Below are 24,509 nucleotides of genomic sequence, written 5' to 3' on the forward strand. Positions count from 1 at the left end.
AGGGTTTCAAGCTAGCGACCTCGTTACGCGTCGTTCGGGTCCGTCGGGACGCTGATGTCGCCGGCGATGATGTCCTCGCGGGCCGTGCTCACCTCGTCTGTGAGCTCCTGTGGGAGTTCGCTGCCGAGCTCCTGCCCGTAGACGGCCTCGACACCGTCCTGGTCGAGTCCCAGCGCCGTCGTGGCGCCGCCCTCGAAGTTGTCGTTGACCACGTCGTCGACGGCGGAGAAGACGGCGTTGTCGACTCGCTTTACCATGCTCGCGAGGATGACGTCGCTGTAGGAGGACTTGGTGACCGACTGGTCCCGGTCGACGCCGATAGCGAACTTCCCGGCCTCCTGTGCGGCCTGAAAGACGCCGGTTCCGGTGTTGCCGGCCGCGTGATACACGATGTCGGCCCCGGAGTCGAACATCGAGATAGCCGCTTCCTGCCCGCCGGACGGGTCGTTGAAGTCGCCGACGTAGGCGGTCTGGACGTCCACGTCGTCGCTGGCGTACTTCACGCCGGCGGTGTAGCCGGCCTCGAAGCGCTTGATGAGGTCGGATTCTCTGCCGCCGACGAAGCCGACGTTCGTCGAATCGCTTGCCGTCGACCCGGCACCCGCCGAGAAGGACATCGTCGTCAGTCGGCCCGCGAGCAGGCCGACGAGGAACGACCCCTCGTGCTCGCGGAAGACGTACGACCCGACGTTGTCGGCATCGACGACGGAGTCGACGATCATGAACTGCTGGTCGGGGTACTCGCCCGCGTTCTCGGTCAGGGAGTCGGCCTGCAGGAAGCCGATACAACAGACCAGGTCGTAGGCTGGGTCCGTCGACTGAGCGTACTGTTGCTGGAGCGTGCCAAACTCCGACACCGAGTCGGGCTGGGACTCGTCGTAGGCGATACTCAGCTCCTCTTCGGCCCGGACAGCGCCGGTCTGGGCCTGGTCGTTGAACGAGCCGTCACCGAGCCCACCTGTGGCGTACACCATGCCGATTCGCGCGGCGGTGTCACCGCCATCGCTGCCACCGCCGCCGCCGATACAGCCGGCCAGTGTGGTCGCAGTTGCGGCTCCGAGGCCCCCGAGTAACGTTCGCCGGTCGAATTGCATATTCATGGAAGTAACATGGTACCGGTTAACAACTTCGATGCCCGCAGGCTTCGCCAGAACCCGTCGCGTAGTCGATAGATAGGCACATCGTCGCCGTCCGCTCGGGAATCCTTATCACCGCCGCGTGTAAACTGTCGCCAATGAACCGGACCCGACTGCACTGGGAGCGCTGAGTCACCGGTGGCGGACCTCCTCTTCTGGGCGCTGGTCGCCGTCGCGACGCTGACTGGCCTGGTGACGGCCTGGACCCTGGGCGCCAACAGCAACTCCCCGCCCTTCGCGCCGGCCATCGGCGCGAACGCCATCTCGACGATGCGCGCCGCCTTTCTCATCGGCATCCTCGCCGCGCTGGGCGCGCTGACCCAGGGCGGGGCCATCTCCGAGACCGTCGGTGCGGGGCTCACCGAGGGCGTCCCGATAACGTCGCTCGCGGCCACGGCGGGGCTGCTGACCGCGACGCTGTTCATGGCCTTTGGCATCTACAGCGGCTATCCCGTGCCGGCGGCGTTCGCGACGACCGGCGCGATGGTCGGCGTCGGGCTCTCGCTGGGCGGCGACCCCGTCTTCGGGACGTACCAGCGCATCGTCACCTTCTGGGCGCTCGTCCCGCCGGTCTCGGGCGGTCTGGCCTACCTCACCGCGACCATCCTGCGCCGCGACGACATCCCCGAGACCGTGGGCGTCCCGCTGCTGGCGGCGGTCGTCGGCGCCATCGTGGCGAACGTCCAGTTGAGCATCATCCCGTCAGCGCCGGGCGAGACGCAGAACTCGCTGGCCGGCTTCGCCGCCATGCTCGTCCCGGTCCCCGGCGTGGTCGTCGCCGCGACAGTGCTGCTCGCTGCGGGCAGTTTCGCCTACATCCGGCGGAAGACACAGGCGTCCGTGGACAAGGGCATCAGGACCTTCCTCGTGGTGCTGGGCAGCGTCGTCGCCTTCTCCAGTGGCGGGAGTCAGGTCGGCCTCGCCACCGGCCCGCTGGAGAACCTCTACACGGCGGAGCTGGGACTGCCCAGTATCCTCCTGCTGGGAATCGGCGCCGTCGGGATTCTGGGCGGCGCGTGGATGGGCGCACCGCGACTCCTGCAGGCCACGGCGCGGGAGTACGCCCAGCTCGGGGTTCGGCGCTCCATCGCCGCCCTGGTCCCGGGCTTCATCATCGCCCAGAGCGCCATCGCGCTCGGCATCCCCATCTCGTTCAACAACATCATCATCTCCGGCGTCATCGGCGGCGGTCTCGCCGGCGGGTCGGCGGGCGTCTCGCGGCGGAAAATCGGCGTCACCGTCGGCTTCTGGCTCGTCACGCTGGCCACCTCGGTGGTCGTCGGGTTCGTGCTCTACCGGGGGCTCGCGCTGGTGCTCGCGTAGCTACCGGACGACCGTCACCGTCACCGGCGCCTCGCCGACGACGGCGGTCGCGACCGTGCCCAGCAGTCGCCGAGCGAGGTCGTTTCGGGAGCCGCCGTGGCCGCCCATCACGACGTGGTCGATATCGCGGTCCTCGACGAAGGCGAGGATGGTGTCGGCCGGGTCGCCCGTCTCTACCGTCGTCTCGACGGTCCGGTCGGCTTCGGTGGCGCGCTCTCGCGCCCGCTCGACGAGACGGTCCGCCCGGTCCATCGCCGCCTCGCGGCGCGCCTCGCCCGGCTCCAGCAGACCGCCCTCGCTCATCGCCGTGTCCAGGGGCGCGACGACGTTCAGGACGGAGACCCGGCAGTCGAAAGTCTCCAGTGCGTGTTCGAGCGCCTCGTCGGCCAGCGGCGAACCGTCCAGCGGGACGAGGACGTGGTCGGGTGCCATGGCTCTAGTGGGTCGTGGAGGGGCAAGTAAGGCGGTGGGTGGTCGACGGTGCTATGGCTCGGGGGTTCGGTAGTAAGAATTGGAAGCATCTACACACCGACCGCACTGTCGTCGTGCGGTCGGGTGTGCATGAGCTTCAACGGCTACTATAGCGGGATTCGAACCGCCCGCGGACTCACTCCGTTCGTCCTCCGCACTGATTACGACACTGTCGCTCACGGGTTTGTTCGCGAGAGGAGTAGTCCTAGCTGGATTCGAACCAGCGTCATCGGCCCCAGAAGCCGATAGGATTGGCCACTACCCTATAGGACTGATATGTTCACGTCGGTCGGCGCGTCGCCGCTGTATCATCGGGTAGCGGTGTAGCGCATATCAGTGTTGCGGATTGTACTACCCGTGTTGTGGCATTGTGACACGCTTACACGTCTGGCGGTGTGAAGTGTTCCTTCCGGTGGCAGTTGGCACAGACGACCTCACATTTCCCCATTTCGTCGAGAATTTTGTCCCGGCCGTCGCCGTACGATATCATCGTGGTTACCTGCTGTTTCTTCTCGTCCTCATCGAGGTGGTGGAAGTCGAGACACGCCGGCTCGTCCCCGGGACAGCGAGCACAGCCAGCGGTGCTTTGATGTCGTCGGCCCACGCGCGGAGTTCGGCTCGCCGTTACAGACTTCGCCCCGTGTTCCACTCCCGGTTCCGGTAGTGCCAGCGCTGACCCTGACTCAGTTCGGTCCACTCCAGCCCGTCCGGAAGCTCGACGTCGTCGGGTTTCGGTTCGACGCGGCTGCCCGTCGAGGCGTTCGTCCCCAGTCCCGCGGCCGCCTTCGCTTCGTTCCAGCCACCCATGACACGCTGGATAGTGCCCGAGGCGGGCGTCAGCCCGAAGTCCTCGTAATCGGCCTTTGTCGGTGACTCGCCGAATCGGTCGGTCGCCTCGCACAGAGCCCGGACACAGTCGTCCTCGCTCGTCACGGCGGGGCTGGTCACGCCCTCGTGTTTCAACGGTCGGACAGTCACAGCGACTTCTCGTAGAACAGTAGCGTCGTATCTGCGGCCTCGACGTACTCGCGGCCGATTCGCTCGTAGCCGTGGTGTTCGTAGAACGCGACGGCGGTGGTCTGGGCGGGTGTGGTGTCCAGTTCGGCCCGTTCGAAGCCGCGCTTGCGGGCGCGGGCTTCCAGTTCGTGGAGGAGGCGTGTCCCGTGGCCGGCCCGCTGGTGGGCGGGCGCGACGCGCATCCGCCGGAGCACGACGGCCCCGTCGTCGGTGTCGTGGGGCTGGAACGCGCCCATCGCCACGACCTCGCCCGACCGTTCGCCGACGAGGAACTCCCCCCCGGCGTCCAGATACGCACCGGTGACGTCCCGCAGGTCCGTATCGCGGTGGGCGAAGGCCTCGTCGTAGCCACCGGCGTCGCGAAGCGCGCGTTCGTGGAGGTCCCATACGGTATCGGCGTCAGCCGGGTCGTACCGTCGAACGGTAAGGTCGCCCATAGATACTCTTTAGCCAGCCGACAGTTCAAGGGGGGTGTCAACGGCAACACCTGCAGCCGAACCGACACGGCTTTGCCACCTTGCGAGTGACGACCCTGTATGTACGTCGGACGCTTCGTCGTCGTCGGCCCCGCCGTCGGCGCCTACCGAGTCTCCTCTCGCTCGTTCCCGAACCGACAGGCAGTACGGCGAGACGACACCGTCACCGTCGAGCCGACACCCGACGCTCCCGAGACGGACAACCCCTACATCTCCTACAACGGTGTCCGGCTCACCGACCGGGGCGCAGTCGTGGGCAACGGTTCGCACGTCGACCCTATCGCCGAAAAGCTCGAACTGGGGTATCCCGCCCGCGACGCCGTCGCGGAGACGCTGCTCGCGCTGGACTTCGAGAAGGACGACTACGACACCCCCCGCATCGCGGGTATCGTCGGTGTCGACGCGGCGGACCCGACGACGCGGGCCGACGGGCCGGGGGCGGTCATCGGGACCGTCCGCCGGGACGCGCTGCTGGTCGAGGAAGTCACCGAGCCGACGCTGGTCGCGACCTACGAGCGTGACAGCCCCGGCGCCGTCGACCTGACCGCGGCGACGGCGGCGGACGCGGCCCGCGAGGTGTACGACCACGAGTTCGAGCACGCCGTCTGTTCGGCCGGCGTCACCGGCGAGGCGGGCGAGTTCGACCTCGCGGTGTACAACGGGGAGTAAGTCGCCGTGGCACGCACACACCCCAGCCGAGCGAGGGCGGACACTCAAGAGCCCCCACATGCAAGTGACAAAGCATGAAGGTTGGCGTCATCTCCGATATCCACGGCAACCGAGTCGCCCTGCGCGAGGTGCTGGCAGCGATGCCGTCGGTGGACCGCTTGCTCTGTGCCGGCGACGTGGTGGGCTACAACCCGTGGCACGCCGACTGCGTCGACGCGATGCGGGGCGAGCCGGCGGCGCTCCCCGAGGGGCCCTGGCCCACCGAGGAGATATCGACGGTGATGGGCAACCACGACCGCGCGGTCGCCGGCGAGATGCCCTTTACGTTCAACGGGATGGCACAGGCGGGGGTCGAACACGCGAAAGAGACGCTCGACGACGAGCAGCTGTCGTGGCTGGCGGCGCTCCCGGAGGAGCTGCTGGCGTGTGACGACCGGGTAAAGGCCGTCCACGGCCACCCCGAAGACCCCGACCACTACACCTACCCCGAGGAGTTCGGGCCGGAGCTGCTCGGCGACGAGGACGTGCTCGTGATGGGCCACACCCACCACCAGCACCACGAGGTGTACGACGAGGGCATCGTGTTGAACCCCGGGAGCGTCGGCCAGCCCCGCGACGGGAACTACCGGGCGGCCTTCGCGGTCGTCGACCTCGACGAGTGGACCGTCGAGGAGCACCGCGTCCGCTACGACACGGGCGCAGTCATCGACGCCGTCGAGGAGGCCGGGCTCCCCCGCGAGATCGGCTTCCGGCTGACGCAGGGGCGGTAGCGGCTTTTTGCACTCGGATGTCTTCTCGCGCAAAGAGCCTACGCTAAAAGAGCCGGACGGCTCGTTCACTCCGTTCGCTCGCGTCCGGTGACCCGCGGCGAGGCGACCACCGCGTGCCGAAGGCACGCGACGGGAGCCGAAGCCGCGATTTTTCCCACCGGAAGGCCCAAGCGCCTTCCGAGCGCTGCGTCACTTCGTTCAGCAGGACCACGTTTTGTCGCGGAGGCGTGGCGAGCGCAACCGCGCTCGACCGCCGGAGTGTGCAAAAAGCGGTCTAGAAGACACCCTGGACCAGTTCCAGGGCCTGCTCTCGATCGTCCCACGGGACGAACACGGAGACCGAGGTGGCCGAGGTGACCACGTCGTAGATCTGGATGTGGGCGTCCGCAAGCGGTTCGATGACCCGGTAGGGGAGCGCGTGCTCGGCGGGGTCGCCGCCGGTGACGCGGATGACGGCGATGCCGTCCTCGACGGTGACAGAGGAGAGCGTGTCGTCGTCGACGATGCGGTCGTGCAGCAGCGATTCGACCTCGTCGGCGTCGTCCTCGCTGACGTAGAAGGTCAGCGAGTCCATCCCGGAGGAGTTGGCGTCGATGTTGATGCCGGCGTCGCCGATAGCCGAGGCGAGGTCCGCGAGGATGCCCGGGCTGTTACGGATAGCCCGCCCGGCGACCGTGACACACGCCACCGGTCCCTCGTGGAGGTCGATGAGGTTCTCGAACTCGCCCTCGATGGAGGTCCCGCCGGTCAGGAGGTCGCCGTGCTGGTAGTGGGCCACCCGGACCCCGAGATTGGCGTTCTTGTAGGAGAGCGCGGAGGGGGCGACGACCTCGGCGCCGCGGAAGGAGAGCGAGCGGAGCTCGTCGACGGATATCTCGCCGACGTTGCGGGCGCCCTCGACGACGCGCGGGTCGCCGGTCATGACGCCCTCGACGTCGGTGACGATGACGACTTCGTCGGCGTCCATGTAGTTGCCCAGCATGACGGCGGTGGTGTCGGAGCCGCCGCGGCCGAGCGTCGTCACGTTGCCCTCGTGGTCCTCCGCGAGGAAGCCGGTGATGACCGGGACGATGTCTTTCATCTGGCCGGCCAGAGCGTGGGCGCGTTTCTTGGTCTCCTCGACGTCGACCTCGCCGTACTCGTCGGTGATGATGGGCCACTCCTCGCTGCCGGGTTCGAGGAAGACCGCCTCGATGCCGCGGGCGTTCAGCGCGCCCTTGAGCATCCGGACGGAGATTCGTTCGCCCATCGAGACGATTTCGGCGCGGTCCTCGTCGGCGGCGTTGTACTCGATGCCCTCCAGCAGTTCGTCCGTCGTGTTGCCCATCGCCGAGGCGACGACACCGACCTCGTGACCCTGCTGGACGGCGGCCGCGATGGAGTCCGCGGCCCGGTTGATTCGGTCGCCGCTCCCGAGGCTCGTCCCGCCGAACTTCGCGATTACGCGCATCCGACCACCCGTCTGTCGTGTCCGTGAGTCATGCACGCGGATTTGCCGTCGCTCGGGATAACTGTGTCCATCTGCCTTGCCTGCCCGCGTCATGGGACTGTCCGACACACCGTTTATTTGCATGGGGCACGGAGGGACACGCATGGAGATTCGCGACGCCGTCGAGGCCGACGCCGGGCGTCTCGCCGACCTCGCAGACAGCCCGCCCGACGTGATGCGTAACCTCGTTCACGACCGGACGGTTCGGGTGGCGACGGAGGCGGACGAGGTGGTGGGATTCGTCAGCTACGACGCCAAGCAGGGGACGGTCCACGTGACACAGCTCGCCGGCTCCCAGGCGGTCTGTGAACGGTTGCTGGCCGAGCCGATTACCTTCGCCGAGCGAGAGCACATGGCGGTCGAACTGCTCGTCACGGCCGACGAGTCCGAGGTCGAGACCGCGGTGGAGGCCACCGGGTTCACCCAGTCCGGGCCGGGGCCGGAGTTCGCCGGTGAGTCGACGGTTCGGTATCGCCTGGAGCCCGCCGAAAAAGCGAGCGGGGAGCGGTAGGGAGCCGCGAGGACAGCGCGAGGAGAAGGCGGCTCAGTCAGTCGGGACAGCGAGGCGCCAGCCGACGAGCCCCAGCAGCGCGAACCCGAAGGCGTTCAGCGAGCCGTGCAGGGCGACCATCGTCGCGATGTCGAGCCCGAGGGCCAGCCCGCTGAAGGTGGCGATACCGTAGCCAAGCGCCAGCGCCATCGACACCGGCAGTGCGACGGCCGAGGCGCCGAGCAAGACGCCCTGTGCCCGCGGCCGGGTCGGCGCGACGCGGAGGACGACGTACCAGCCAAACAGCGCCACGGCAACGGTGAAGCCGCCGACGGCGAGCACCTCGACGAGCGGCGAAAAGGAGATGCCCACGGCGATGATGGCCGGACCGGCGAGGATGACCCCGACGAGGCGCCGCCAGGTCGGTGAGCCGAGTTGGCCGGTGTAGCCGGTGAGCCCCGTCATCACGGGTAACACGAACCCCGCGTAGTGGAAGTGGACCGCCGTCAGCAGGATGATGGTCGAGCCGAACCAGAAGGTGATGTCGAGGTGGAACAGCAGCATGGCGACCGCGCCGACGGAGACGTAAGCGAGGCCGGCGTCGACGGCCGTCGCCGGCAGGGCGAGGCCGCCGCGGTCGACGGTCCGAAAGAGGGCGGTCAGACCGAGCAGGCCGGTGACGAGGAGCCACGGGGCGGCCAGCCCGGCGGCCGGGACGCCGTCGACCGGCAGCGCCAGCGACGCGGTAAAGAGGAGGGCGCCGACGGGCTGGAGCCACACCGCCGCCGCGAGCAACCGGCCGCTGGGACCGGGGAACGGTCGCCGGCCGACCAGCCCGATACCGAGCGGGACCAGTACCAGGGGAGCGAGCGCGAGCGCTCGCGGCACCGTCCCGAGCGCCCCCGCCAGCACTGCAGCAGTCCAGACGGCGGCCCCGAAACCAGCGCTGACGTCGGGGACAGCGACGCCGTTGACGGTCGGAACGGCGCCGGTAGCGGAAGCGGTCCGCTGGTGGGTCGTCATCTCGGCGGGAGCCCGGGGAGTTCCTGCATCGGTTTGAGCGTCGCGACGTCGTGGTCGCCGCGGTCCTCGCTGGCCTGCCTGAAGCTGCCGCGGTAGCTGAGGACGTGGCCGGCCAGCGGGTTCTCGACGGTGGCGAGCACGTGGTAGCGCTCGCCGGGCTCGTCGTAGCGGTCACGCACTTCGACGCCGGCGGCCATGGCTTCGGGGAGGGAGACGTAGCGGCCCTTGCGGTGGAGCCACTGCCGACCCGCCTCGACTACGAGCTCCCCGTCCTCGACGCGGGGGTGGAGTTCGGTGGCGATGAGGCCGCCCTTTCCGAGGTAGTCCAGCAAGCGCTCGTTCGCGGCGTCCCACACCGTCACGGAGTCGAACCGGCGGCGGGTGCCGTCGAAGTTGAACACTCGTCGGGTGGTCATGGCCTCGTGTCCACCGAGTTCGTAGCCGACGGTGGTCACGGCGAACCGGATGTCGTGGCCCGCCTCGGGAAACAGCATGTCCCGGGTCGTCATCGCGTACAGCGCCGGGAGCACGTGGGTCCCGCGGGAGATGTCCATCCGCCCGCGACCGACCGTGACGCCGTCCTCGGGGCCGAGGCTGTATCGCTCGCGGACCTTCGGATGGAGGTCGTCGGCCGCCTCGCCAAGCGCCCGCTCGTAGACGCCCGTCATCGGGGCCTCCAGCGTCCGGCATGGGTTGTCGGCGTGGTGCGACGCGGACTGGTATCTGGGACCACCATAACGTCTTGATTTCGGCCGGTCGATGAATAAGAATTTCCTGTGAGTATGTGCCACGGTGCCGGCGATATCAAGGCGGTCGGAACGCTCGAACCGTCTCGCCATCCGTCGTGTAGATCAGGTCGTCGACGGCGACGACCGTCTCGCCGATATCGTCGCCGGGCACCGTCCACCGCTGTGTCCCGTCGGCCGGGTCGAAACAGTGGAGGGTGTCGGCGGTCGGGACCAGCACGGCTCCGTCGGTCACGACCGGGCGGCCGGCGGTCGCGGCGTCAAGGTCAGTAGTCGACCACGCCCGCAAACCATCGGCGAGCCCCAGCGCGTACAGGCCGGGGCCGTCGTCTGGACTGTCGTCTCTAGGTTCGACGCTGTCGCCCGGCGCGATGCAGTACAGGTGGTCGGCTCCGGCACTCAGCGGGCCGAGACCCGTTACCCAGATGTGTTCGCGCCACTGGGAGCCGCTGTCAGTCCCGGGAGCGGGTCGGGCGTCGACTGCGGCAGGGAGGAAGTCCCGGCTATAGACAGTGCCGTCCCGGTAGAACCGGGGACTGGGGGAGTCAGTGGCGATGCCCGGTTTCTCGCCGACGATGTCGCCGGTGTCGGCTGCGAGTCTCCAGGGCGTCGAGCCGCTCCCGCCGCTGGAGATGAAGACAGCGTCGTCACTCGCAAACAGGTGCGCCGTCGACGGGCCGCCAGTGAGGGCTGTCCGCCATCGTTCGGTACCGCTCGCACTGTCGAACGCGACGACGGTGGGCTCCTCGCCATCGACCAGCGCGTACACGCCGTGGTCGGCCGCGAAGACCCCTGCATCTACCTTCGAGGGCAGGTCAGCGTTCCACCGTTCGCTCCCGTCGGCCACCGCCAGCGCGGCCACGCCGCTGTCGGTCGGAACCATAACCGACTCACCGACGACCCACGGCGTCTCGGCCGTCCCGGAGAGTGACTGCTGCCACTGCTGGTCGCCGGTGCGGGCGTCCACTGCATGGAGCGCCTCGTCCGCGCCGACGTACAGCGTCTCGCCGGCGACGACGGGGTCGGTGAGCGAGGCGCCCAGGTCGGTCGTCCACAGCCCGGCCACCGCCGCCGTGGGACCGGTCGCTCCCGCGGCGTAGTTGCTCCGGCCCGGCTCCGCGCCCGGCACCGGCCACGCCGAGTCGAGGGTGTCGGGCAGGTCGGGGTCGCCATCGGGGATAGCGGGGGCACCGGAGGTTGGCTCGCTAGTTGGACTCGGGGATTGCTCGCCGTCGTCGCTGACACAGCCGGCCAGCGCTGCCGTGCCGAGCGAGGCGAGGAGCGCGCGTCGGGACCAGTAAGAGGGCACAACTGGGCGTTCAGAAGAGTCCAGTAAGTGTTTTCTGTCGAACTGGAGTCGGCAGACGAGCGTGTCCGACCCAGCCCCGGCTACGTTCTCCAGCATGCCATCGGGGCCTTTGCTGGCCGACAGCGGTGCGGGCACGACGCGCGTGCCCTCTCAGTCGTGAAGGGTTATCTGTCAACGGTGAGTGGCGTTCGTATGGACACCGAGACGCAGCGGTGCTGGTGACCATGCTGGGGACGTTCGCCGTCGGCAGTCTGGTGTTCACGCCGGTCGGCGGCGCGATACTGGCGCTGATACTCGGGTTCTACGTCATGTACGTCCGACAGTACGAGCTGAAGTACATCCCGCGATAGCGACGGACGCCTCGAGAGACCGTCCGTGGTCGACCCCTCGCCGGCCGACCTCACTCCTTCGAGCGGAGTTTCCGGTAGAGATACGCGACGCCGAGACCGCCGGCGACAAGCGCCAGCGGAGACGTGAGCACCTTCGACGCCCCTCGCCGGACCGTCGACGACGATTCGGCGCCGATGTGCTCCAGCACGGCTTCGGTGCTGTTTGCGACCGGTTCTGGGTCGTTCCCCGCCTCGGCCGCCGCGTCGGGGTCTTTGAGCAGGTGGCCCGTCGTCAGGCAGACGACCGACTCGTCGGCCTCGATTTCCCCTTCCTCGCGGAGCTTGTGGAGCCCGGCGACCGACGCCGCGGAGGCCGGCTCGACGCCGACGCCCTCGCCGGCGAGTTCGCGCTGGGCCTCGGTGATCTCCTCGTCGGAGACGGCGACGGCCGTGCCGCCGGTCTCGCGGATGCCCGGCAGCGCCTTCGGGGCGTTGACCGGGTTGCCGATACGGATAGCGGTCGCGCGGGTCTCGACCGACTCCCAGCGGTTGGTCTCGTCGAGGCCCTCGTGGATGGCCTCGACCATCGGCGCGGCGCCCTCGGCCTGTGCGCCGGTGAGTTTCGGCACCTGGTCCTCCGTGATGGCGCCCGATTTGACCAGCTCCCGGAAACACTTGTACAGCGCCGCGGTGTTGCCGGCGTTGCCGACGGGCAGGACGATGCGGTCGGGGTACTCGCCGTAGTCGGCGTAGTGCTCCTCCATGATTTCGAGGCCGATGGTCTTCTGGCCCTCCAGGCGGAACGGGTTCAGCGAGTTCAGCAGATAGGCCTCGCCCCGGGCCGCGAGGTCCTGGACGATGTCGAGACACTGGTCGAAGTTGCCGTCGACTTCGAGGATGCGGGCCTTGTGCAGGGCCGCCTGTGCTATCTTCCCGGCGGCGACCTTCCCGGCGGGGAGCAAGACGAGCGTCTCCATGTCGCCGCGGGCGCCGTAGGCCGCGAGCGCCGCGGAGGTGTTCCCCGTCGAGGCACAGGCCAGCCGGTCGACGCCGACCTCCTGGGCGACGCGGACGCCGACCGTCATTCCGCGGTCCTTGAACGAGCCGGTGGGGTTCATCCCCTCGTGTTTCACGCGGAGGCTGTCGACGCCCGCGGCCTCCTCGATGCGGGGCACCTCGTGCAGCGGCGTGTCCCCCTCGGGGAGCGTCACGCCCACGTCGAAGGGCAGGGCGGCGTGGTAGCGCCAGACCCCGGACCCCTCGCCCTCGAAGTCCTCGAACGTCGGCAGGTCGCCGTAGCGCACTTCGAGGAGCCCGTCGCAGTCGTCGCAGGTGTAACGGACCTCCTCGAACGGTGCGAACGTCTCCCCACACTCGATACAGGCCAGCCAGACGCCGTCGGCGGCCTCCGGCGGCACGTCGTCAGTGAGTTGCAGGTCGGCCATTATCGTCTCGATGGTCCCATCCGGCAAAAGTCGGACGGTTACGGGCCGTAGCAGTCGGACTTCTTTCGTCTGATGGCGCTACGTACCTCTCCCGCAAGCACTGACCGCCCTTCAGACCGCAAACAGACCGAACGCTCGACGGCTGCGACTGGAGCAAGCGGGGCTTTCTGGCTCTCTGTATCGGGACCTGCAGGCACGAATACCGTTGTTTTACCACGCCGCCACCAGCGCTTCCCCGTCACGCTCGAACGCAGTATCGAACTCCCGGCTCCGCCGTCGCATCGTCTCGCGACACCACTGGGCGACCGCGCCGCCGGCCAGATGGACCGCACAGTTCCTGATTTCGACGGGGACCAGCCGAAGCTGCTCCGGCGTCCCGTCCTCGGCGACGGTCAGTTCGAAGAGGAAGCTCCGGTCGTTGCGCAGAGCGTCGTCGACAGCGTAGTCGTCGACGAAGTCGCCGCAGTCGTACATGAGGAGTCCGTTGTCGGCGACCTCGACGGCTTTGAACACGTGAGCGCTGTGGCCGTGGACGACGTCGACACCGCGGTCCAGCAGCCAGTGGCCCACCTCGCGGTGCCGGCCGAACACCTCGGTCGTCATGTTGGGGCCCCAGTGGAGCGAGGCGACGAGCAGGTCGGGGTCGGTCGCCAGCGCGTCGTCGACGGCGGTCGCCAGTTTCCCTCGCTCGGTGGGGTCGTTCAGGTCCAGCGCCGTCCGGGCGACGCCGGGACCGTCGGGACCGGCGGCGTACTCGGGCGTGTTGTCGGTCGCCGAGCAGAACGCCACCGTGAGCTCGCCGACGGTCGCCGTCGCGGGTGCCCGGGCGTCGCGCTCGTCCCGGCCCGCGCCGCTGTGGGCGATGCCGGCCGCCGAGAGCGCGTCGAGGGTGTCCAGCAGCGCCGGCTCCCCGAAGTCGAGCAGGTGGTTGTTCGCCAGCGTGGCCCAGTCGACGCCGGCGGCCGAAAGGGCGGGAACCGCCCAGTCCTGGTCGGCCCGGAAGTGAAAGGGGCGGTGCGTGCGCTGCCAGGGTCGGCCCCGCGTCGACAGCGGGCACTCCAGATTGATGAACAGCGCGTCCAGCGCCCGCAAGCGCGACAGCGCGCCGTCCCAGACGGCATCGACGGCGCGGGTCCGCTGGCGCTCGTCGACGAGGCGCCCGAGCATCACGTCGCCCGTGAAACCGAGCGTGTACGTTATGTGCTACCGTACGCCGCGCAGGCGAAAAGGGGCGTCGGTCAGGAGTCAGGCGCCGTCGGCTGGCGCCTCGTCGAGTGTCTCGCCGTCGAACGAATCGATGCTGTCGTGGACCGCGGCGGTCCACCCGTCCAGAGCCTCGTGCATCAGTTCCCGGGCCTCGTCGAGCGGCGTCGCCGTGTACTGGTAGACGTGGCCGCCGCCGTCGAGCAGACGGCGCTCGCGCCGTGCCAGCCCCTTCTCGCGCAGCGTCGACAGCGAGCGATTGACGTTCGAGCGGTCCCGCTCTAACGCGTTCGCCAACTCCTCGACGGTGGTGGCCGGCGTGGACAGCAGCGTCCGGTAGGTCCGGACTTCGTGGCCCTGGACGCCGAAAACACACGCCATCACTTCCGCGAGGTCCGGTTCGTCAGTGGCCATCAGGTCGCGAAACTGCTCCGGCGAGGGGTCGAGACTCATATGCGAGCGGATAGACGCGCCGGGCGCATAAACGGGGTTGTTACCCCGAACTCACCCGCTCTCCGTGCCGTACCCCTGGCGCTGCAGGCAGCCTCGCATCTCCTCGCGGGACTCGTGTCTGTGTAGCCGGGTCGGCGTATCGCAGTACCAGACCCCGTCGTAGCGCAGTGTCACCTCGTGAGAGGACCCGAGGAACTCGGTGCGGACGACGACGCGCTGGCCGGATTCGAGAGCATCGAGTATGGTCTCGATGTCCGTGTCACCGGCGTCGACGACGAGTGGCTCCATCGGCCGACGGTACCGGGGCCAGCGACTTAGGCTATTGGTAGTGTGACGACCGTTCACACCCGGAGTGGAAAGGGTAGTGTTTCGGGTGGAACTCCCGGCCCGAGACGGGCCGTTGCAGTCTCTTACCGGTACTCCTCTGACCGGGGTCGGCGATACCGGTAGAGAGCTACGGCGGTCAGTGCGACACAACTTCTATACCCGTCTCGGTCGGGGACACACGTATGACGGAACGAGCCGACGAGACAGTTCTCGTCACGGGCGCGAGTTCGGGTATCGGCGCGGCGACGGTCCGACGGGTCGCTGCCGACGGGGCCGAGATCGCCCTGCTGGCACGCAGTGAGGACCGGCTCCGTGAGCTGGCCGACGAGGTGGCCGCCGACCACGGCGTCGAGACCCACGTCGTCCCGGCCGACGTGCGCGACTCGGCGGCAGTGGCGGCCGCCGTCGAGTCCACCGTCGAGACGCTCGGGCCGCTCTCGGGCGTCGTGGTCAACGCCGGCCTCGCCCGCGGGAGCGACGTCGAGGCGATGACCGACGACGAGTTCCTGACGACACAGCGGGTCAACACCGAGGGCGCGTTCTACACCGCCCGCGAGGCGCTCCCGGCGCTCCGCGAGACGGCGGGCAATATCGTCTTCATCGGGAGCTTCGCGGGCAAGTACCCCCGGCCGTTCAACCCGGTCTACGCCGCGACGAAGTGGTGGGTCCGCGGGTTCGCGATGAGCCTCGCCGCACAGGTCGGCGACGACGATATCGGCGTCACCGTCGTCAATCCCTCGGAGGTCCGCACGGAGTTCGAGAGCGCCGACGGCACCCCTTTCGAGGAGGTGTTCGAGGAAGGCGAGGTGACCGAACCCGAAGAAGTCGCCGACGCCGTCGCCTTCGCGCTCTCTCAGGAGCCGCCGACGACGGTCAACGAACTCGACGTCTATCGCCGGGACAAGTTCGGACACTTCTAACTCGGTTGCCCGCCACTGGGCAAATTAGGACGTAAATTACTTTCCTGAGCGACACGAACACTCTCCCATGTCCCACGAGGTCGAAGACGAGACGACAGTGAACGAGAGCTACTCGGTCACGGTGCCGGCGTCGGTACGGCGAGAAGCCGGTGTCGAAGCTGGTGACAAACTCCGCTGGCACGTCGACGAGAGCGGGGGGCTCTCGGTCAAAGTCGTCAAGCAACAGTATGGCGCGTTCTCGAAGCTCGAACCGGTCGACGTCGGCGAACCGACCGACGCCGCCGAGGACCACGACCTCCTCGCCGGCGATTACTGATGGCTGCGGTCGTCGTCGACGCCAACGTCGTCATTTCGGCCCGTCTCGCACGGGACCAGAACCACGACCGTGGCGCCGCGATTACAGCGGCTATCGACCAGGGACGGCTCCCCACGGCGTACGTTCTCAGCGACGTGCTGGAAGAGGTGTGCAACTATCTTCAGGCACGAGCTGGGCACGACGTCGCGACCGAAACACTGGACGCGTTGCTCGAGAGCAGCGGGTTCGAACTCAGACAGACACCGAAAGCCGACTTCGGCGCCGGCCGCTCGGTGTTCCGACGGTACGACTCGCTCTCGTTGACCGACGCCGTCATCGTGGCCGCGATGCAGCGACAGGACGTCGAGTATCTCTACAGTTTCGACGACGGGTTCGACAGCGTCCCCGATATAACGCGTCTCACGACACCCGATAACCCGTTCGAGTCGTAGTCGCTCCGTCCGGGTGGGACAGACGGAGAAAGCCACTCCTCCGCTCGCGGCGCTAGTCCTGCTCCGACAGCCACGCCAGCAACCCCTTCTGCGCGTGTAGCCGATTCTCCGCCTGCACCGGCACCCACTTTTTCCGCGTCGGGTCGTTCGCTTCGCTCACGACCGCTCGCGCAAAAACCTGGGGAAAAAGCCGCTCGCTTCGCTCGCGGCGCTACCCCTGCTCCGACAGCCACGCCAGCAACCCCTTCTGCGCGTGTAGCCGATTCTCCGCCTGGTCCCACACCACCGAGTTCTCGGACTCGATGGCGTCGTCGGTAACTTCCTCGCCGCGGTGGGCGGGGAGACAGTGCATCAGGATGCGGTCGCCGAGCAGCTCCGGCGTGACCTGAAACCCCTCGAACTCCGCGAGCTTCTCCTCGCGCTCGTCCTCCTGACCCATGCTGACGAACACGTCGGTGTAGACCACGTCGGCGTCCGCGACAGCCGCCTCGGGGTCGTGCGTCGTCTCGGGAGCGCCGCCGAGGTCGGCGGCGCGGGCGAGCACGTCCTCGTCGACCTCGTACCCCGCGGGCGTGGCGACGGTCAGGTCGAGGCCGACCATCGCCGCGCCCAGCACGAACGACTGACAGACGTTGTTGCCGTCACCGACCCACGCCACTTCGGCGTCCTCGAAGCCGCCGAACTGTTCGCGGATAGTCAGCAGGTCCGCGAGCGTCTGGCAGGGGTGGGCGTCGTCGGTCAGCGCGTTGATGACCGGTACGTCGCTGTACTCGGCCAGTCCCTCGACGTCCTCGTGGTCGTAGACGCGGGCCATGACGAAGTCGACGTAGCGGGCCAGCGCGCGGGCGGTGTCCTTGACCGGCTCGCCGTGGCCCAGGTGGATGTCGTCCGGGCCGAGGAAGATGGCGTGGCCGCCCAGCTGTGTCATCCCGGTCTCGAAGGAGACCCGGGTCCGCGTCGAGGGTTTCTCGAATATCATCCCGAGCGTCTGCTGGTCGAGCAGGTCGCTGGCGTCCTCGCCGTCGGGACCCTTGATATCGGCTGCGCGGTCCAGCACGGCGGTCAGTTCGTCAGTCGTGAGGTCGTCGACGTCGAGTAGATGCATGGTCACAGCAGTCGTTCGGTCACGTCCGTGAGGACGCCGACCGCGCGGTCGTACTCCGCGAGGTCGATGTGTTCGTTCGGCGCGTGGTCCAGGTCGGAGTCGCCGGGCCCGTACGTTACCATCGGGCAGTCCCAGGCTCTGGCGTAGACGTTCATGTCGCTGGTGCCGGTCTTGCGAAGGAGCGTCGGGTCGCCGCCGTGGTCGCGGATGGCCGCCCGGAACGCCCGGGCGACGCTGGTCCGCGGGCTCTGCATGACCGGTTCGACCTTGTCGTCCCAGTTGACGGTCCCGTTGCCCAGGTGGCCGTCGGCCATCTCCCGTATCTCGTCGGTCGAGTACTCCGGGGGCACCCGCAACTGGACCTGCATGGTCGCCTCGACGGAGAGGCCGTCCTCGGAGATGCCGCCCTTGAAATCGACGGGCTTGCAGGTGACCCGCTCGAAGACGGGGTGCCACTCGTCCCGGGCGAACTCGTCCTCGACGGCGCTCCACCAGTCCATCGCGTCCTGAATCGCGTTGTTCTCCGGGCGCGAGGAGTGGCCGGACTCGCTCGTGGCGACGTAGGCGCCGCCGAGCAGCCCGCGGTAGCCGAGCGTGATACCCTCCCAGCCGGAGGGTTCGCCGTTGATGACGGCGTCGGGCTCGCTCTCGCGGTCTTCGACGAGGTAGCGCCCGCCCTTCGAGTCGACCTCCTCGCCGACGACGCCGACAAAGGAGGCCCCGGTGCGGACGGCGGCAACGGCCATCGAGCACAGCGGCCCCTTCGCGTCGACCGAACCGCGGCCCCACAGCACCTCGCCGTCGTCGGTCTCCTCGACCCGGACCGGGATGTCGCCCGGAACGGTATCGATGTGGGAAGTCAGCAAGACGCCGTCGTCGGCCGGCGCGCGGACGTTCCCCACGTCGTCTATCCACACCTCGCGGTCGCGGGCCTCGAAGAACTGCGCGAGACGCTGGGCGGCTTCGCGCTCGTCGCGTGACACCGAGGGGATGCGCACGACGGCTTCGAGCAGGTCGCGCGCTTCCGTGTCGGCCTCGCGAGTCTGTGCCTCGCTCATCCCACGACCTCCGTCATGGCCTCGACCACCTCGTCCGCGTGGCTCCGGTCGATGGTCAACGGCGGGAGCAGGCGGACGACAGTTCGACCCGCCGGCAGCGCCAGAATCCCGTGGTTCAGCGCCAGTTGCTTCAGCGCCTTGTTCGCGCCGCGGCCGACCTCGACGCCTATCATGAGTCCTTCGCCGCGGATGTCCCGCACCTCGTCGCCGACGGCGGCCTCCAGTTCGGTCCGGAGGTAGTCGCCCATCGCGGCGGCGTTGCCCGGCACCGACTCCTCGACGATGGTCGAGACCGTGGCCCCGGCGGCCGCGGAGATGACCGGGCCACCGGAGAACGTCGAGGCGTGGGAGCCGTAGTTCTCGGCGATCCAGTCCCGACAGAGCGTCGCGCCGATGGGCAGGCCGTTGCCCAGCCCCTTGGCCGACGTTATCATGTCGGGGGCGACGTTCGCCCGCTGGGAGTTCCACAGCGCGCCGGTGCGGCCCATCCCGGTCTGGACCTCGTCGAAGACGAGCGCCGTGCCGGCGTCCTCGGTTATCTCGCGGGCCGCTTCGAGATAGCCGTCGGAAGCGGGGTTGATACCGCCCTCGCCCTGAACGGGTTCGACGATGAACGCCGCGGTGTCCTCGTCGACGGCCTCGTCCAGCGCGTCGGCGTCGTCGTACGGGACGAACTCCACGTCGCCGATGAGCGGCTCGTAGGGCTTCTTGTACTTGTTCTTCCAGGTGGTCGCGAGCGAGCCCATCGTGCGACCGTGAAAGCCCTGCATCGTGGCGACGATTTTGGAGTTCCCCGTCGCCGAGCGGGCGAACTTCAGCGCGGCCTCGTTGGCCTCCGTTCCCGAGTTACAGAGCCACGTCTTCGCTATCGGGTCCGGGGCGGTGTCGGCGAGCAGGTCGTACAGCGCCGTCCGCTCGGCGTTGGGATAGGAGGCCTGCACGTAGGTTATCTTCTCCAGTTGCTGGGCGACGGCGGACTGGACGGCCTCGTGGCCGTGCCCCAGCGGCACGCAGGCGTAGGAGGCGCCCATGTCGAGATACTCCGTCCCGCTGGCGTCGTAGACGTAGGCCCCGTCGCCGCGCTCTATCCGAATCGGCTTCTCGTTGAAGACGAAGCCGCTCACAGCGACTCACCTCCGGTCGTCGCGCCGTCGACACGTGTCGTGTGTGCAGTCATTGTTCCTCTGTTACAGCCCCGGCCTTGATATGTGTCCCGTCACCGTCAAGCGCTGACAGAATCGGTGTGTCCGCGTTGGCGTCGGCGACGACGGCCTCGGGCGAGCCGCCCGAAAGGGCCTCCTCGGCGGCCATTATCTTCCGGCCCATGAACCCCTCGGCGGCGGCTTCGAGTGCCTGCCAGTCGTCGCTCGTCTCGACCGACTCGATGAGCGTCGACGGGTCGTCGGGGTCTTCGTAGACGCCGGCGACGTCGGTCAGCAGGACGAGCGTGGCGTCGAGTTCGCCGGCGATGGCCGCCGCCGAGCGGTCGGCGTCGGTGTTGACGGGAATAATCTCCCCGTCGTCGCTGTCTCGCGAGTCGCTCTGCTCCTCGCTCGACGTCTTCGAGGCGCTCCGCGCCTCGCTACCCGCCATGGGTGGAGCCGCCACCGGGGTGTAGCCGTCACCGAGCAGCGACCGGAGCAGGTCGCCGTTGACCCGCTTGATGGTGCCCGAGTGGTCGCCGCGGCGAATCTTCTTCTTGCCGTCTTCGACCACGCGGACCGCGGACTTTCGGGGGCCATAGAGCAGCTTCCCGTCGACACCGTTCAGTCCGACCGCGTCGACGCCCTCGCTCTGGAGGCCCGCGACGAGCTGGGTGTTCAGGTGACCGAAGGCCATCTCGAACACCTCCATCGTCGTCTCGTCGGTAAACCGGCCGACGACGCCGCTCGGCGTCTCGACGTACTCGGGCTCGATGCCCAGCCGTTCGAGCGTCTCGTCGACTTTGGTGGAGCCGCCGTGAACCACGACGACCTGTTCGCCCTGTTCGACGAGTGATGCGACATCCGCGAGGGCGCCGGCTGGGTCAACAGCACGGGCGCCGCCTACCTTGATTACTACAGTCATGAAAATTTGCCTCGGAAGTCAGGGTGCGCCGACGGGGTGGAGACCCTGGAACTCCAGTCCAGCGGTCTCCTCGATGCCGAGCGCGACGTTGGCCGCGTGGACGGCCTGTCCGGCCGACCCTTTCATCATGTTGTCGATGGCCGAGAACACGACCAATCGCTTGTTGCCGGGGTCGAGCTCGAAGCCGACCTCCGCGCGGTTCGTCCCCGCGACGGCTTTGGGCTCGGGGTAGCGGTAGACGCCGCCACCGCCGGAGACGAGCTCGACGAACGGTTCGTCCTCGTACTCGCCGCGATACGCGCCCCAGAGGTCGCCTTTCGACACCGGGCCGTCGGGGAAGACGTGACAGGTCGCACTCGCGCCGCGGACCATGTCCACCGCGTGGACGGTAAAGGAGACGTTCACGCCGAGGAACTGCTGAATCTCGGCCTCGTGGCGGTGGCCCGTCGGGGCGTAGGGGCGGACGACGCCCGAGCGCTCCGGGTGGCTCGACGCCTCGCCGCCGCCGGCCCCGCCCTCGCTGGAGCCGACCTTCACGTCGACGACGATCTGCTCGTCGCCCGAGAGGACGCCGTGCTCGAAGAGCGGGAGCAAGCCCAGAATCGTCGCCGTGGCGTTACAGCCGCCCGACGCGATGAGCTCCGCGCCCGCGAGGTTGTCGCGGTTGAGCTCCGGAAGCGCGTACTCCGAGTCGGCGAGCAGTTCGGGCCGGGTGTGGCCGTCGTACCACTCGTCGTACTGTGCCTCCGTGTCGAGGCGGAAGTCTGCCGAGAGGTCGACGACGGTGTCGGCGGCGTCCTGGAAGCGGTCTATCTGCTCCATCGAGACGCCGTGGGGCGTCGCGGCGAAGAGGACGTCGACGCTCTCCAGCTCCGCCGGGTCAGAGAAGCGCAGGTCCGAGTGGCGCAGGTTCGGATGCGTGTTGCCGATCGTCTTGTTCTCCTTCGACCGGCTGGTGGCCTGTTCGAGCTCGAACTCGGGGTGGCCGTCCAGCAGGCGGAGCAGCTCGCCGCCGGTGAAACCGCTCCCCCCGACGACGCTGGCACTGTAGGTCATACCGGTGTCTCCGGGCCGCTCCCGCTTTGTGCCTTCGATTCGAGCCAGTCGACGACCTTCGCGGGGACGTCCACGTCCGAGACCTCGTTGAGCGCCTTGAACTCGACGGTGTGGTTGACCTCGTGGACCGTGTAGTCCTCGAATTCGTAGTCGCGCGGGTCGCTCTGCTCCCCGCTCGACTCCCGGGTGTCGCTCCGCGACACCCCTACCTCCATCAGGTCGATACCGAGCAGGCCGCCACCGACGGCGTCCGAAGCCTTCTCCACCAGTTCGAGCGCGCGGTCGTCCAGCTCGAAGCTGTCCGTTTCGGCGCCCTTCGCGGCGTTGGTGAGCCAGTGGTCCGACGAGCGGACCATCGCCGCGACCGGCTCGCCGTCGACGGCGAGCACACGGATGTCACGGCCCGGTTTGTCGACGAACTCCTGGACGTAGAATATCTTGTGCTCGTAGTGGCCCAGCGTCTCCTTGTGTTCCAGAATCGCTTCGGCGGCATCACGGGAGTCGATTTTCGCCATGAGGCGACCCCACGAGCCGACGACGGGCTTCAGGACGCAGGGGTAGCCGAAGTCCTCGATGGACGCCAGTGCCGCATCCTTGGTGAAGGCCACGTCGGTGTCGGGCGTCGGGACGCCGGCCTCGACCAGCGCGAGGCTGTTCTTGACCTTGTCCGCACAGACCTCGGCCACGTCGGGACCGTTGACGACGGGCACGTCGTAGGCCTTCGCGAACTTGGTCGCGTAGACGCTCCGTGAGGTCGACAGACAGCGGTCGACGACGATGTCGAGGTCGTCGAAGGCCTCGGGGGCCTCGCTGATGTTGAACTGTTGCTTGCGGACGTCGATCTTCTCGACGTCGTGGTCGCGCTCGCGCAGTTCCGAGAGCAGGAGCTTCTCGTCCTTGCGGATGCGTGAGTAGAGGAGTCCGACGTTCATGCTATAGGCTCCGTGTCGTCGCGGGTCGCGGCGTCGTGACCGCCGAGGGGCCACGCACCCACCGCGGACACCTCACTCACCCCAGTCCTCTTCGAGCTCGGGGGCGCTGTCGAGCTCGACGGGGTCGGTGCCGATGACTTCGAGTTCGGCGCCACAGGTGGAACAGTCGACGATCTCTCCGACTTCGAGGCTGTCGTGCAGGGAGACCTCCGCCCCACACTCGATACAGTCTGCCATTGTACCTGTCTCTCCCGGAGCTATCTACTTAAAACCATCGAACTTATCAGATTAAATTACACATCCACACTCCACTCTAACGGCGTTAGAAGTCCAACATCCACCCGTGCCCGATTTCTATATCAGAGTTCTGGTATAATAGCCCCGCGAGGGGGTTCGTCGCTCACACATAGCTATCGACCTCCGTCTGCAGACGGTCCCGCGCGCGGGAGACGGCCGTCTCGGCCGCGTCGAGCTGCTCGCTGTGGCTCGCCAACACGTCGTCGGCAGCCGCGAGCTGGTCGGCCACGGCGTCGGGTGCGGGGCCGCCGCGGGAGTCACGCATCGCGACGCTCTCGGCGGGGTCGAGCGCGCGCTGGACGGCCGCCCGGTCGACGTACTCGGCGAGCGGAGCGCCCAGCGCGTCTTCGGCGACCGCCGAGAGCGCGTCGAAGTCGGGCGCGTCCTCGTCCGGGTCGAGTTCGGCGGCCGCCGCCGCGACGACCTCGTGGGCCGTCCGGAACGGGACGCCCGCCATCGCCAGCAGGTCGGCGACGCCGGTCGCGGTCGCAAAGCCCTCGGTGGCGGCCGATTCCAGCCGCTCGGCCGGCCACTCCGCCGTCGAGACGGCGCCGGCGGCCACGGCCACGCTGTCGGTGACGCTGTCGATAGCGTCCCAGGCGTGCCGGCCCGCGCGCTGCAGGTCGCGGTTGTACGCGCGGGGCTGGCCCTTGAGGTTCGTCAGCAGGCCGTTCAGCCCCGCGGTGGCGTCGCCCGTGCGCCCGCGGACCAGCTCCAGCGTGTCGGGGTTCTTCTTCTGTGGCATGATGGAACTGGTCGAAGCGTAGTCGTCGTCGAGTTCGACGTGGCCCTTGCTGGCCATCACCACCACGTCTTCGGCGAGTTGCGAGAGCGTCGTCGCCAGCGTCGCGACGGCGCTGGTCACCTCGACGAGGAAATCACGCGTCGCCGAGGCGTCCATCGAGTTCTCCGCCACACCGTCGGACCAGCGGTCCGACGAGGCCACGCTCGCGGCGCTCGCGTGACCGCCGTCGAAGCCGAGTAGCTCGGCCGTGCGCTCGCGGTCCACGTCGAAGGGGGTACCGGCGAACGCCGCCGCACCGAGCGGGTTCTGATTGATGCGCCCGTAGGCGTCGAGCAACCGCGCCGTGTCCCGCTGGAGCGCCTGCTCGTAGGACAGGAGCCAGTGAGCGACCGTCGTCGGCTGGGCGGGTTGGAGATGCGTGTAGCCCGGCATCACCGTCCCGGTCTGCTCGCGGGCCGCGTCGAGTAGCTGCTCGCGGGCCCCCACGAGTGTCCCGACGAGTTCGAGCACGTCCGAGCGCAGGCGGTAGCGGATGCAGGCGGCCACTTCGTCGTTTCGCGAGCGGGCGGTGTGCATCTTCCCACCCGACTGGCCGACGCGGTCGATGACCGCGCTCTCGATGGCCTCGTGGACGTCTTCACCGTCCGGAAGCGCTCCGTGGCCCGCCGTCTCGATGTCGTCGAGGGCCGCCAGAATCTCGCCGGCGGTGTCGGCCTCGATGATGCCCTGCTCGACCAGCATCACGACGTGGGCGCGGTCGACGGCGAGGTCCGCCGCGAAGATGCGCTCGTCGTCGGCGAGCGAGGAGAGAAACGAGCGGGCGGGCCCGCCGCTGAAGCGGTCGCGGCGGACGGCTGTCTGTTCGTCCGAGGCCTCCCGCTGGTCGGCGTCGTGCTCCTCGCTCAT

Annotated in this window: 28 protein-coding genes and 1 tRNA gene; 8 read left to right on the top strand and 21 right to left on the bottom strand. The window is 68.3% G+C overall.

Annotated elements, in window-relative coordinates:
* Positions 1-23: 23 nt before the first annotated feature.
* Positions 24-1,100 carry a BMP family lipoprotein gene (locus tag NDI56_RS12325; protein ID WP_417936015.1) on the bottom strand — a complete coding sequence of 359 codons (1,077 nt, stop codon included), beginning with the start codon at positions 1,098-1,100 and terminating at the stop codon, positions 24-26.
* Between the two features lie 174 nt (positions 1,101-1,274).
* Here NDI56_RS12325 and NDI56_RS12330 point away from each other — a divergent pair, with 174 nt between their 5' ends.
* Entirely contained in the window at positions 1,275-2,459 is a 1,185-nt protein-coding gene (locus tag NDI56_RS12330; protein WP_310919839.1) for an inorganic phosphate transporter, read from the top strand.
* Here the strand turns inward: NDI56_RS12330 and NDI56_RS12335 are convergent, their stop codons facing one another.
* The 4 genes from NDI56_RS12335 to NDI56_RS12350 all read right to left on the bottom strand — a co-directional run bounded on the left by NDI56_RS12335 (position 2,460) and on the right by NDI56_RS12350 (position 4,384).
* Positions 2,460-2,891, bottom strand: a complete 432-nt coding sequence (locus tag NDI56_RS12335) for a universal stress protein (RefSeq protein WP_310919841.1) — start codon at positions 2,889-2,891, stop codon at positions 2,460-2,462. It abuts the gene before it with no gap.
* A gap of 239 nt (positions 2,892-3,130) precedes the next feature.
* Positions 3,131-3,203, bottom strand: a tRNA-Gln gene (locus tag NDI56_RS12340).
* Positions 3,204-3,554: 351 nt separating this feature from the next.
* Positions 3,555-3,908 (bottom strand): homing endonuclease associated repeat-containing protein, encoded by a 354-nt coding sequence (locus NDI56_RS12345; RefSeq protein ID WP_310919842.1) that lies wholly within the window; start codon positions 3,906-3,908, stop codon positions 3,555-3,557.
* Entirely contained in the window at positions 3,905-4,384 is a 480-nt protein-coding gene (locus tag NDI56_RS12350) for a GNAT family N-acetyltransferase (protein ID WP_310919844.1), read from the bottom strand. The genes NDI56_RS12345 and NDI56_RS12350 overlap by 4 nt, the downstream gene beginning before the upstream one ends.
* A 99-nt stretch (positions 4,385-4,483) precedes the next feature.
* Here NDI56_RS12350 and NDI56_RS12355 point away from each other — a divergent pair, with 99 nt between their 5' ends.
* Both NDI56_RS12355 and NDI56_RS12360 read left to right on the top strand, forming a co-directional pair.
* Positions 4,484-5,092 (top strand): IMP cyclohydrolase, encoded by a 609-nt coding sequence (locus NDI56_RS12355; RefSeq protein WP_310919845.1) that lies wholly within the window; start codon positions 4,484-4,486, stop codon positions 5,090-5,092.
* A gap of 74 nt (positions 5,093-5,166) precedes the next feature.
* Positions 5,167-5,862 (top strand): metallophosphoesterase family protein, encoded by a 696-nt coding sequence (locus NDI56_RS12360; RefSeq protein ID WP_310919846.1) that lies wholly within the window; start codon positions 5,167-5,169, stop codon positions 5,860-5,862.
* Between the two features lie 274 nt (positions 5,863-6,136).
* Here the strand turns inward: NDI56_RS12360 and NDI56_RS12365 are convergent, their stop codons facing one another.
* On the bottom strand, positions 6,137-7,312 hold the full coding sequence (locus NDI56_RS12365; protein WP_310919847.1) for an aspartate kinase: 1,176 nt from the start codon (positions 7,310-7,312) through the stop codon (positions 6,137-6,139).
* Positions 7,313-7,454: 142 nt separating this feature from the next.
* Between NDI56_RS12365 and NDI56_RS12370 the strand changes: the two genes are divergently transcribed.
* Positions 7,455-7,862 (top strand): hypothetical protein, encoded by a 408-nt coding sequence (locus NDI56_RS12370; protein WP_310919848.1) that lies wholly within the window; start codon positions 7,455-7,457, stop codon positions 7,860-7,862.
* Between the two features lie 33 nt (positions 7,863-7,895).
* On the opposite strand, the gene NDI56_RS12375 is transcribed toward NDI56_RS12370, so the two are convergent.
* The 3 genes from NDI56_RS12375 to NDI56_RS12385 all read right to left on the bottom strand — a co-directional run bounded on the left by NDI56_RS12375 (position 7,896) and on the right by NDI56_RS12385 (position 10,919).
* Positions 7,896-8,864, bottom strand: a complete 969-nt coding sequence (locus NDI56_RS12375; RefSeq protein WP_310919849.1) for a YndJ family protein — start codon at positions 8,862-8,864, stop codon at positions 7,896-7,898.
* Positions 8,861-9,532 carry a DUF4166 domain-containing protein gene (locus tag NDI56_RS12380; protein WP_310919850.1) on the bottom strand — a complete coding sequence of 224 codons (672 nt, stop codon included), beginning with the start codon at positions 9,530-9,532 and terminating at the stop codon, positions 8,861-8,863. Before NDI56_RS12380 ends, NDI56_RS12375 begins: the two co-directional genes overlap by 4 nt.
* Before the next feature lie 136 nt (positions 9,533-9,668).
* Positions 9,669-10,919, bottom strand: coding sequence for an outer membrane protein assembly factor BamB family protein (locus NDI56_RS12385; RefSeq protein ID WP_310919851.1), 1,251 nt, complete (start codon positions 10,917-10,919; stop codon positions 9,669-9,671).
* A 212-nt stretch (positions 10,920-11,131) separates the two neighbouring features.
* On the opposite strand from NDI56_RS12385, the gene NDI56_RS12390 reads away from it, so the two are divergent.
* Positions 11,132-11,269 carry a hypothetical protein gene (locus tag NDI56_RS12390; protein ID WP_310919852.1) on the top strand — a complete coding sequence of 46 codons (138 nt, stop codon included), beginning with the start codon at positions 11,132-11,134 and terminating at the stop codon, positions 11,267-11,269.
* 50 nt (positions 11,270-11,319) lie between these two features.
* On the opposite strand, the gene thrC is transcribed toward NDI56_RS12390, so the two are convergent.
* The 4 genes from thrC to NDI56_RS12410 form a co-directional block, all read right to left on the bottom strand.
* Entirely contained in the window at positions 11,320-12,693 is a 1,374-nt protein-coding gene (gene thrC, locus NDI56_RS12395) for a threonine synthase (protein ID WP_310919853.1), read from the bottom strand.
* A gap of 210 nt (positions 12,694-12,903) precedes the next feature.
* Positions 12,904-13,893 carry a CapA family protein gene (locus tag NDI56_RS12400; RefSeq protein ID WP_310920132.1) on the bottom strand — a complete coding sequence of 330 codons (990 nt, stop codon included), beginning with the start codon at positions 13,891-13,893 and terminating at the stop codon, positions 12,904-12,906.
* 45 nt (positions 13,894-13,938) lie between these two features.
* The gene (locus tag NDI56_RS12405; protein ID WP_310919854.1) at positions 13,939-14,349 is read right to left on the bottom strand and encodes a helix-turn-helix domain-containing protein; all 411 of its coding nucleotides are present in this window, start codon (positions 14,347-14,349) and stop codon (positions 13,939-13,941) included.
* Between the two features lie 51 nt (positions 14,350-14,400).
* Positions 14,401-14,637, bottom strand: coding sequence for a DUF8001 family protein (locus NDI56_RS12410; protein ID WP_310919855.1), 237 nt, complete (start codon positions 14,635-14,637; stop codon positions 14,401-14,403).
* 221 nt (positions 14,638-14,858) lie between these two features.
* Between NDI56_RS12410 and NDI56_RS12415 the strand changes: the two genes are divergently transcribed.
* The 3 genes from NDI56_RS12415 to NDI56_RS12425 all read left to right on the top strand — a co-directional run bounded on the left by NDI56_RS12415 (position 14,859) and on the right by NDI56_RS12425 (position 16,343).
* On the top strand, positions 14,859-15,596 hold the full coding sequence (locus tag NDI56_RS12415) for an SDR family oxidoreductase (protein ID WP_310919856.1): 738 nt from the start codon (positions 14,859-14,861) through the stop codon (positions 15,594-15,596).
* Between the two features lie 67 nt (positions 15,597-15,663).
* Positions 15,664-15,912 carry an AbrB/MazE/SpoVT family DNA-binding domain-containing protein gene (locus NDI56_RS12420; RefSeq protein WP_310919857.1) on the top strand — a complete coding sequence of 83 codons (249 nt, stop codon included), beginning with the start codon at positions 15,664-15,666 and terminating at the stop codon, positions 15,910-15,912.
* Positions 15,912-16,343, top strand: a complete 432-nt coding sequence (locus tag NDI56_RS12425) for a type II toxin-antitoxin system VapC family toxin (protein WP_310919858.1) — start codon at positions 15,912-15,914, stop codon at positions 16,341-16,343. Before NDI56_RS12420 ends, NDI56_RS12425 begins: the two co-directional genes overlap by 1 nt.
* A 211-nt stretch (positions 16,344-16,554) precedes the next feature.
* Here NDI56_RS12425 and argF read toward each other — a convergent pair whose 3' ends face one another.
* The 8 genes from argF to argH all read right to left on the bottom strand — a co-directional run bounded on the left by argF (position 16,555) and on the right by argH (position 24,509).
* A complete protein-coding gene (argF, locus tag NDI56_RS12430) occupies positions 16,555-17,448 on the bottom strand; it encodes an ornithine carbamoyltransferase (RefSeq protein ID WP_310919859.1) in 894 nt (297 codons plus the stop codon).
* Between the two features lie 2 nt (positions 17,449-17,450).
* Positions 17,451-18,506 carry a [LysW]-lysine hydrolase gene (locus tag NDI56_RS12435; protein ID WP_310919860.1) on the bottom strand — a complete coding sequence of 352 codons (1,056 nt, stop codon included), beginning with the start codon at positions 18,504-18,506 and terminating at the stop codon, positions 17,451-17,453.
* The gene (locus tag NDI56_RS12440; protein ID WP_310919861.1) at positions 18,503-19,630 is read right to left on the bottom strand and encodes an aspartate aminotransferase family protein; all 1,128 of its coding nucleotides are present in this window, start codon (positions 19,628-19,630) and stop codon (positions 18,503-18,505) included. The genes NDI56_RS12435 and NDI56_RS12440 overlap by 4 nt, the downstream gene beginning before the upstream one ends.
* A gap of 49 nt (positions 19,631-19,679) precedes the next feature.
* Positions 19,680-20,573 carry an acetylglutamate/acetylaminoadipate kinase gene (locus NDI56_RS12445; protein WP_310919862.1) on the bottom strand — a complete coding sequence of 298 codons (894 nt, stop codon included), beginning with the start codon at positions 20,571-20,573 and terminating at the stop codon, positions 19,680-19,682.
* A gap of 18 nt (positions 20,574-20,591) precedes the next feature.
* The gene (argC, locus tag NDI56_RS12450; protein WP_310919863.1) at positions 20,592-21,629 is read right to left on the bottom strand and encodes an N-acetyl-gamma-glutamyl-phosphate reductase; all 1,038 of its coding nucleotides are present in this window, start codon (positions 21,627-21,629) and stop codon (positions 20,592-20,594) included.
* Positions 21,626-22,561: a lysine biosynthesis protein LysX gene (gene lysX, locus NDI56_RS12455; protein WP_310919864.1), complete on the bottom strand. Its 936-nt coding sequence runs from the start codon at positions 22,559-22,561 to the stop codon at positions 21,626-21,628. The genes argC and lysX overlap by 4 nt, the downstream gene beginning before the upstream one ends.
* Positions 22,562-22,633: 72 nt before the next feature.
* Positions 22,634-22,798, bottom strand: coding sequence for a lysine biosynthesis protein LysW (lysW, locus tag NDI56_RS12460; protein ID WP_262179133.1), 165 nt, complete (start codon positions 22,796-22,798; stop codon positions 22,634-22,636).
* Positions 22,799-22,961: 163 nt separating this feature from the next.
* On the bottom strand, positions 22,962-24,509 hold the full coding sequence (gene argH, locus NDI56_RS12465; RefSeq protein ID WP_310919865.1) for an argininosuccinate lyase: 1,548 nt from the start codon (positions 24,507-24,509) through the stop codon (positions 22,962-22,964).

The organism is Halomicroarcula saliterrae, from assembly GCF_031624395.1.
Lineage (GTDB): Archaea > Halobacteriota > Halobacteria > Halobacteriales > Haloarculaceae > Haloarcula > Haloarcula saliterrae.

What these genes read in the sequence shown, in the direction of transcription:
- lysX (WP_310919864.1), bottom strand. Translation starts at nt 22,561, where the DNA reads ATGAACGTCGGACTCCTCTACTCACGCATCCGCAAGGACGAGAAGCTC.
- argC (WP_310919863.1), bottom strand. Translation starts at nt 21,629, where the DNA reads ATGACCTACAGTGCCAGCGTCGTCGGGGGGAGCGGTTTCACCGGCGGC.
- NDI56_RS12355 (WP_310919845.1), top strand. Translation starts at nt 4,484, where the DNA reads ATGTACGTCGGACGCTTCGTCGTCGTCGGCCCCGCCGTCGGCGCCTAC.
- NDI56_RS12410 (WP_310919855.1), bottom strand. Translation starts at nt 14,637, where the DNA reads ATGGAGCCACTCGTCGTCGACGCCGGTGACACGGACATCGAGACCATA.
- NDI56_RS12325 (WP_417936015.1), bottom strand. Translation starts at nt 1,100, where the DNA reads ATGAATATGCAATTCGACCGGCGAACGTTACTCGGGGGCCTCGGAGCC.
- NDI56_RS12420 (WP_310919857.1), top strand. Translation starts at nt 15,664, where the DNA reads ATGTCCCACGAGGTCGAAGACGAGACGACAGTGAACGAGAGCTACTCG.
- NDI56_RS12380 (WP_310919850.1), bottom strand. Translation starts at nt 9,532, where the DNA reads ATGACGGGCGTCTACGAGCGGGCGCTTGGCGAGGCGGCCGACGACCTC.
- argH (WP_310919865.1), bottom strand. Translation starts at nt 24,509, where the DNA reads ATGAGCGAGGAGCACGACGCCGACCAGCGGGAGGCCTCGGACGAACAG.
- NDI56_RS12435 (WP_310919860.1), bottom strand. Translation starts at nt 18,506, where the DNA reads ATGAGCGAGGCACAGACTCGCGAGGCCGACACGGAAGCGCGCGACCTG.
- NDI56_RS12365 (WP_310919847.1), bottom strand. Translation starts at nt 7,312, where the DNA reads ATGCGCGTAATCGCGAAGTTCGGCGGGACGAGCCTCGGGAGCGGCGAC.
- NDI56_RS12335 (WP_310919841.1), bottom strand. Translation starts at nt 2,891, where the DNA reads ATGGCACCCGACCACGTCCTCGTCCCGCTGGACGGTTCGCCGCTGGCC.
- NDI56_RS12405 (WP_310919854.1), bottom strand. Translation starts at nt 14,349, where the DNA reads ATGAGTCTCGACCCCTCGCCGGAGCAGTTTCGCGACCTGATGGCCACT.
- NDI56_RS12375 (WP_310919849.1), bottom strand. Translation starts at nt 8,864, where the DNA reads ATGACGACCCACCAGCGGACCGCTTCCGCTACCGGCGCCGTTCCGACC.
- NDI56_RS12360 (WP_310919846.1), top strand. Translation starts at nt 5,167, where the DNA reads ATGAAGGTTGGCGTCATCTCCGATATCCACGGCAACCGAGTCGCCCTG.
- NDI56_RS12370 (WP_310919848.1), top strand. Translation starts at nt 7,455, where the DNA reads ATGGAGATTCGCGACGCCGTCGAGGCCGACGCCGGGCGTCTCGCCGAC.
- NDI56_RS12445 (WP_310919862.1), bottom strand. Translation starts at nt 20,573, where the DNA reads ATGACTGTAGTAATCAAGGTAGGCGGCGCCCGTGCTGTTGACCCAGCC.
- NDI56_RS12350 (WP_310919844.1), bottom strand. Translation starts at nt 4,384, where the DNA reads ATGGGCGACCTTACCGTTCGACGGTACGACCCGGCTGACGCCGATACC.
- argF (WP_310919859.1), bottom strand. Translation starts at nt 17,448, where the DNA reads ATGCATCTACTCGACGTCGACGACCTCACGACTGACGAACTGACCGCC.
- lysW (WP_262179133.1), bottom strand. Translation starts at nt 22,798, where the DNA reads ATGGCAGACTGTATCGAGTGTGGGGCGGAGGTCTCCCTGCACGACAGC.
- thrC (WP_310919853.1), bottom strand. Translation starts at nt 12,693, where the DNA reads ATGGCCGACCTGCAACTCACTGACGACGTGCCGCCGGAGGCCGCCGAC.
- NDI56_RS12425 (WP_310919858.1), top strand. Translation starts at nt 15,912, where the DNA reads ATGGCTGCGGTCGTCGTCGACGCCAACGTCGTCATTTCGGCCCGTCTC.
- NDI56_RS12415 (WP_310919856.1), top strand. Translation starts at nt 14,859, where the DNA reads ATGACGGAACGAGCCGACGAGACAGTTCTCGTCACGGGCGCGAGTTCG.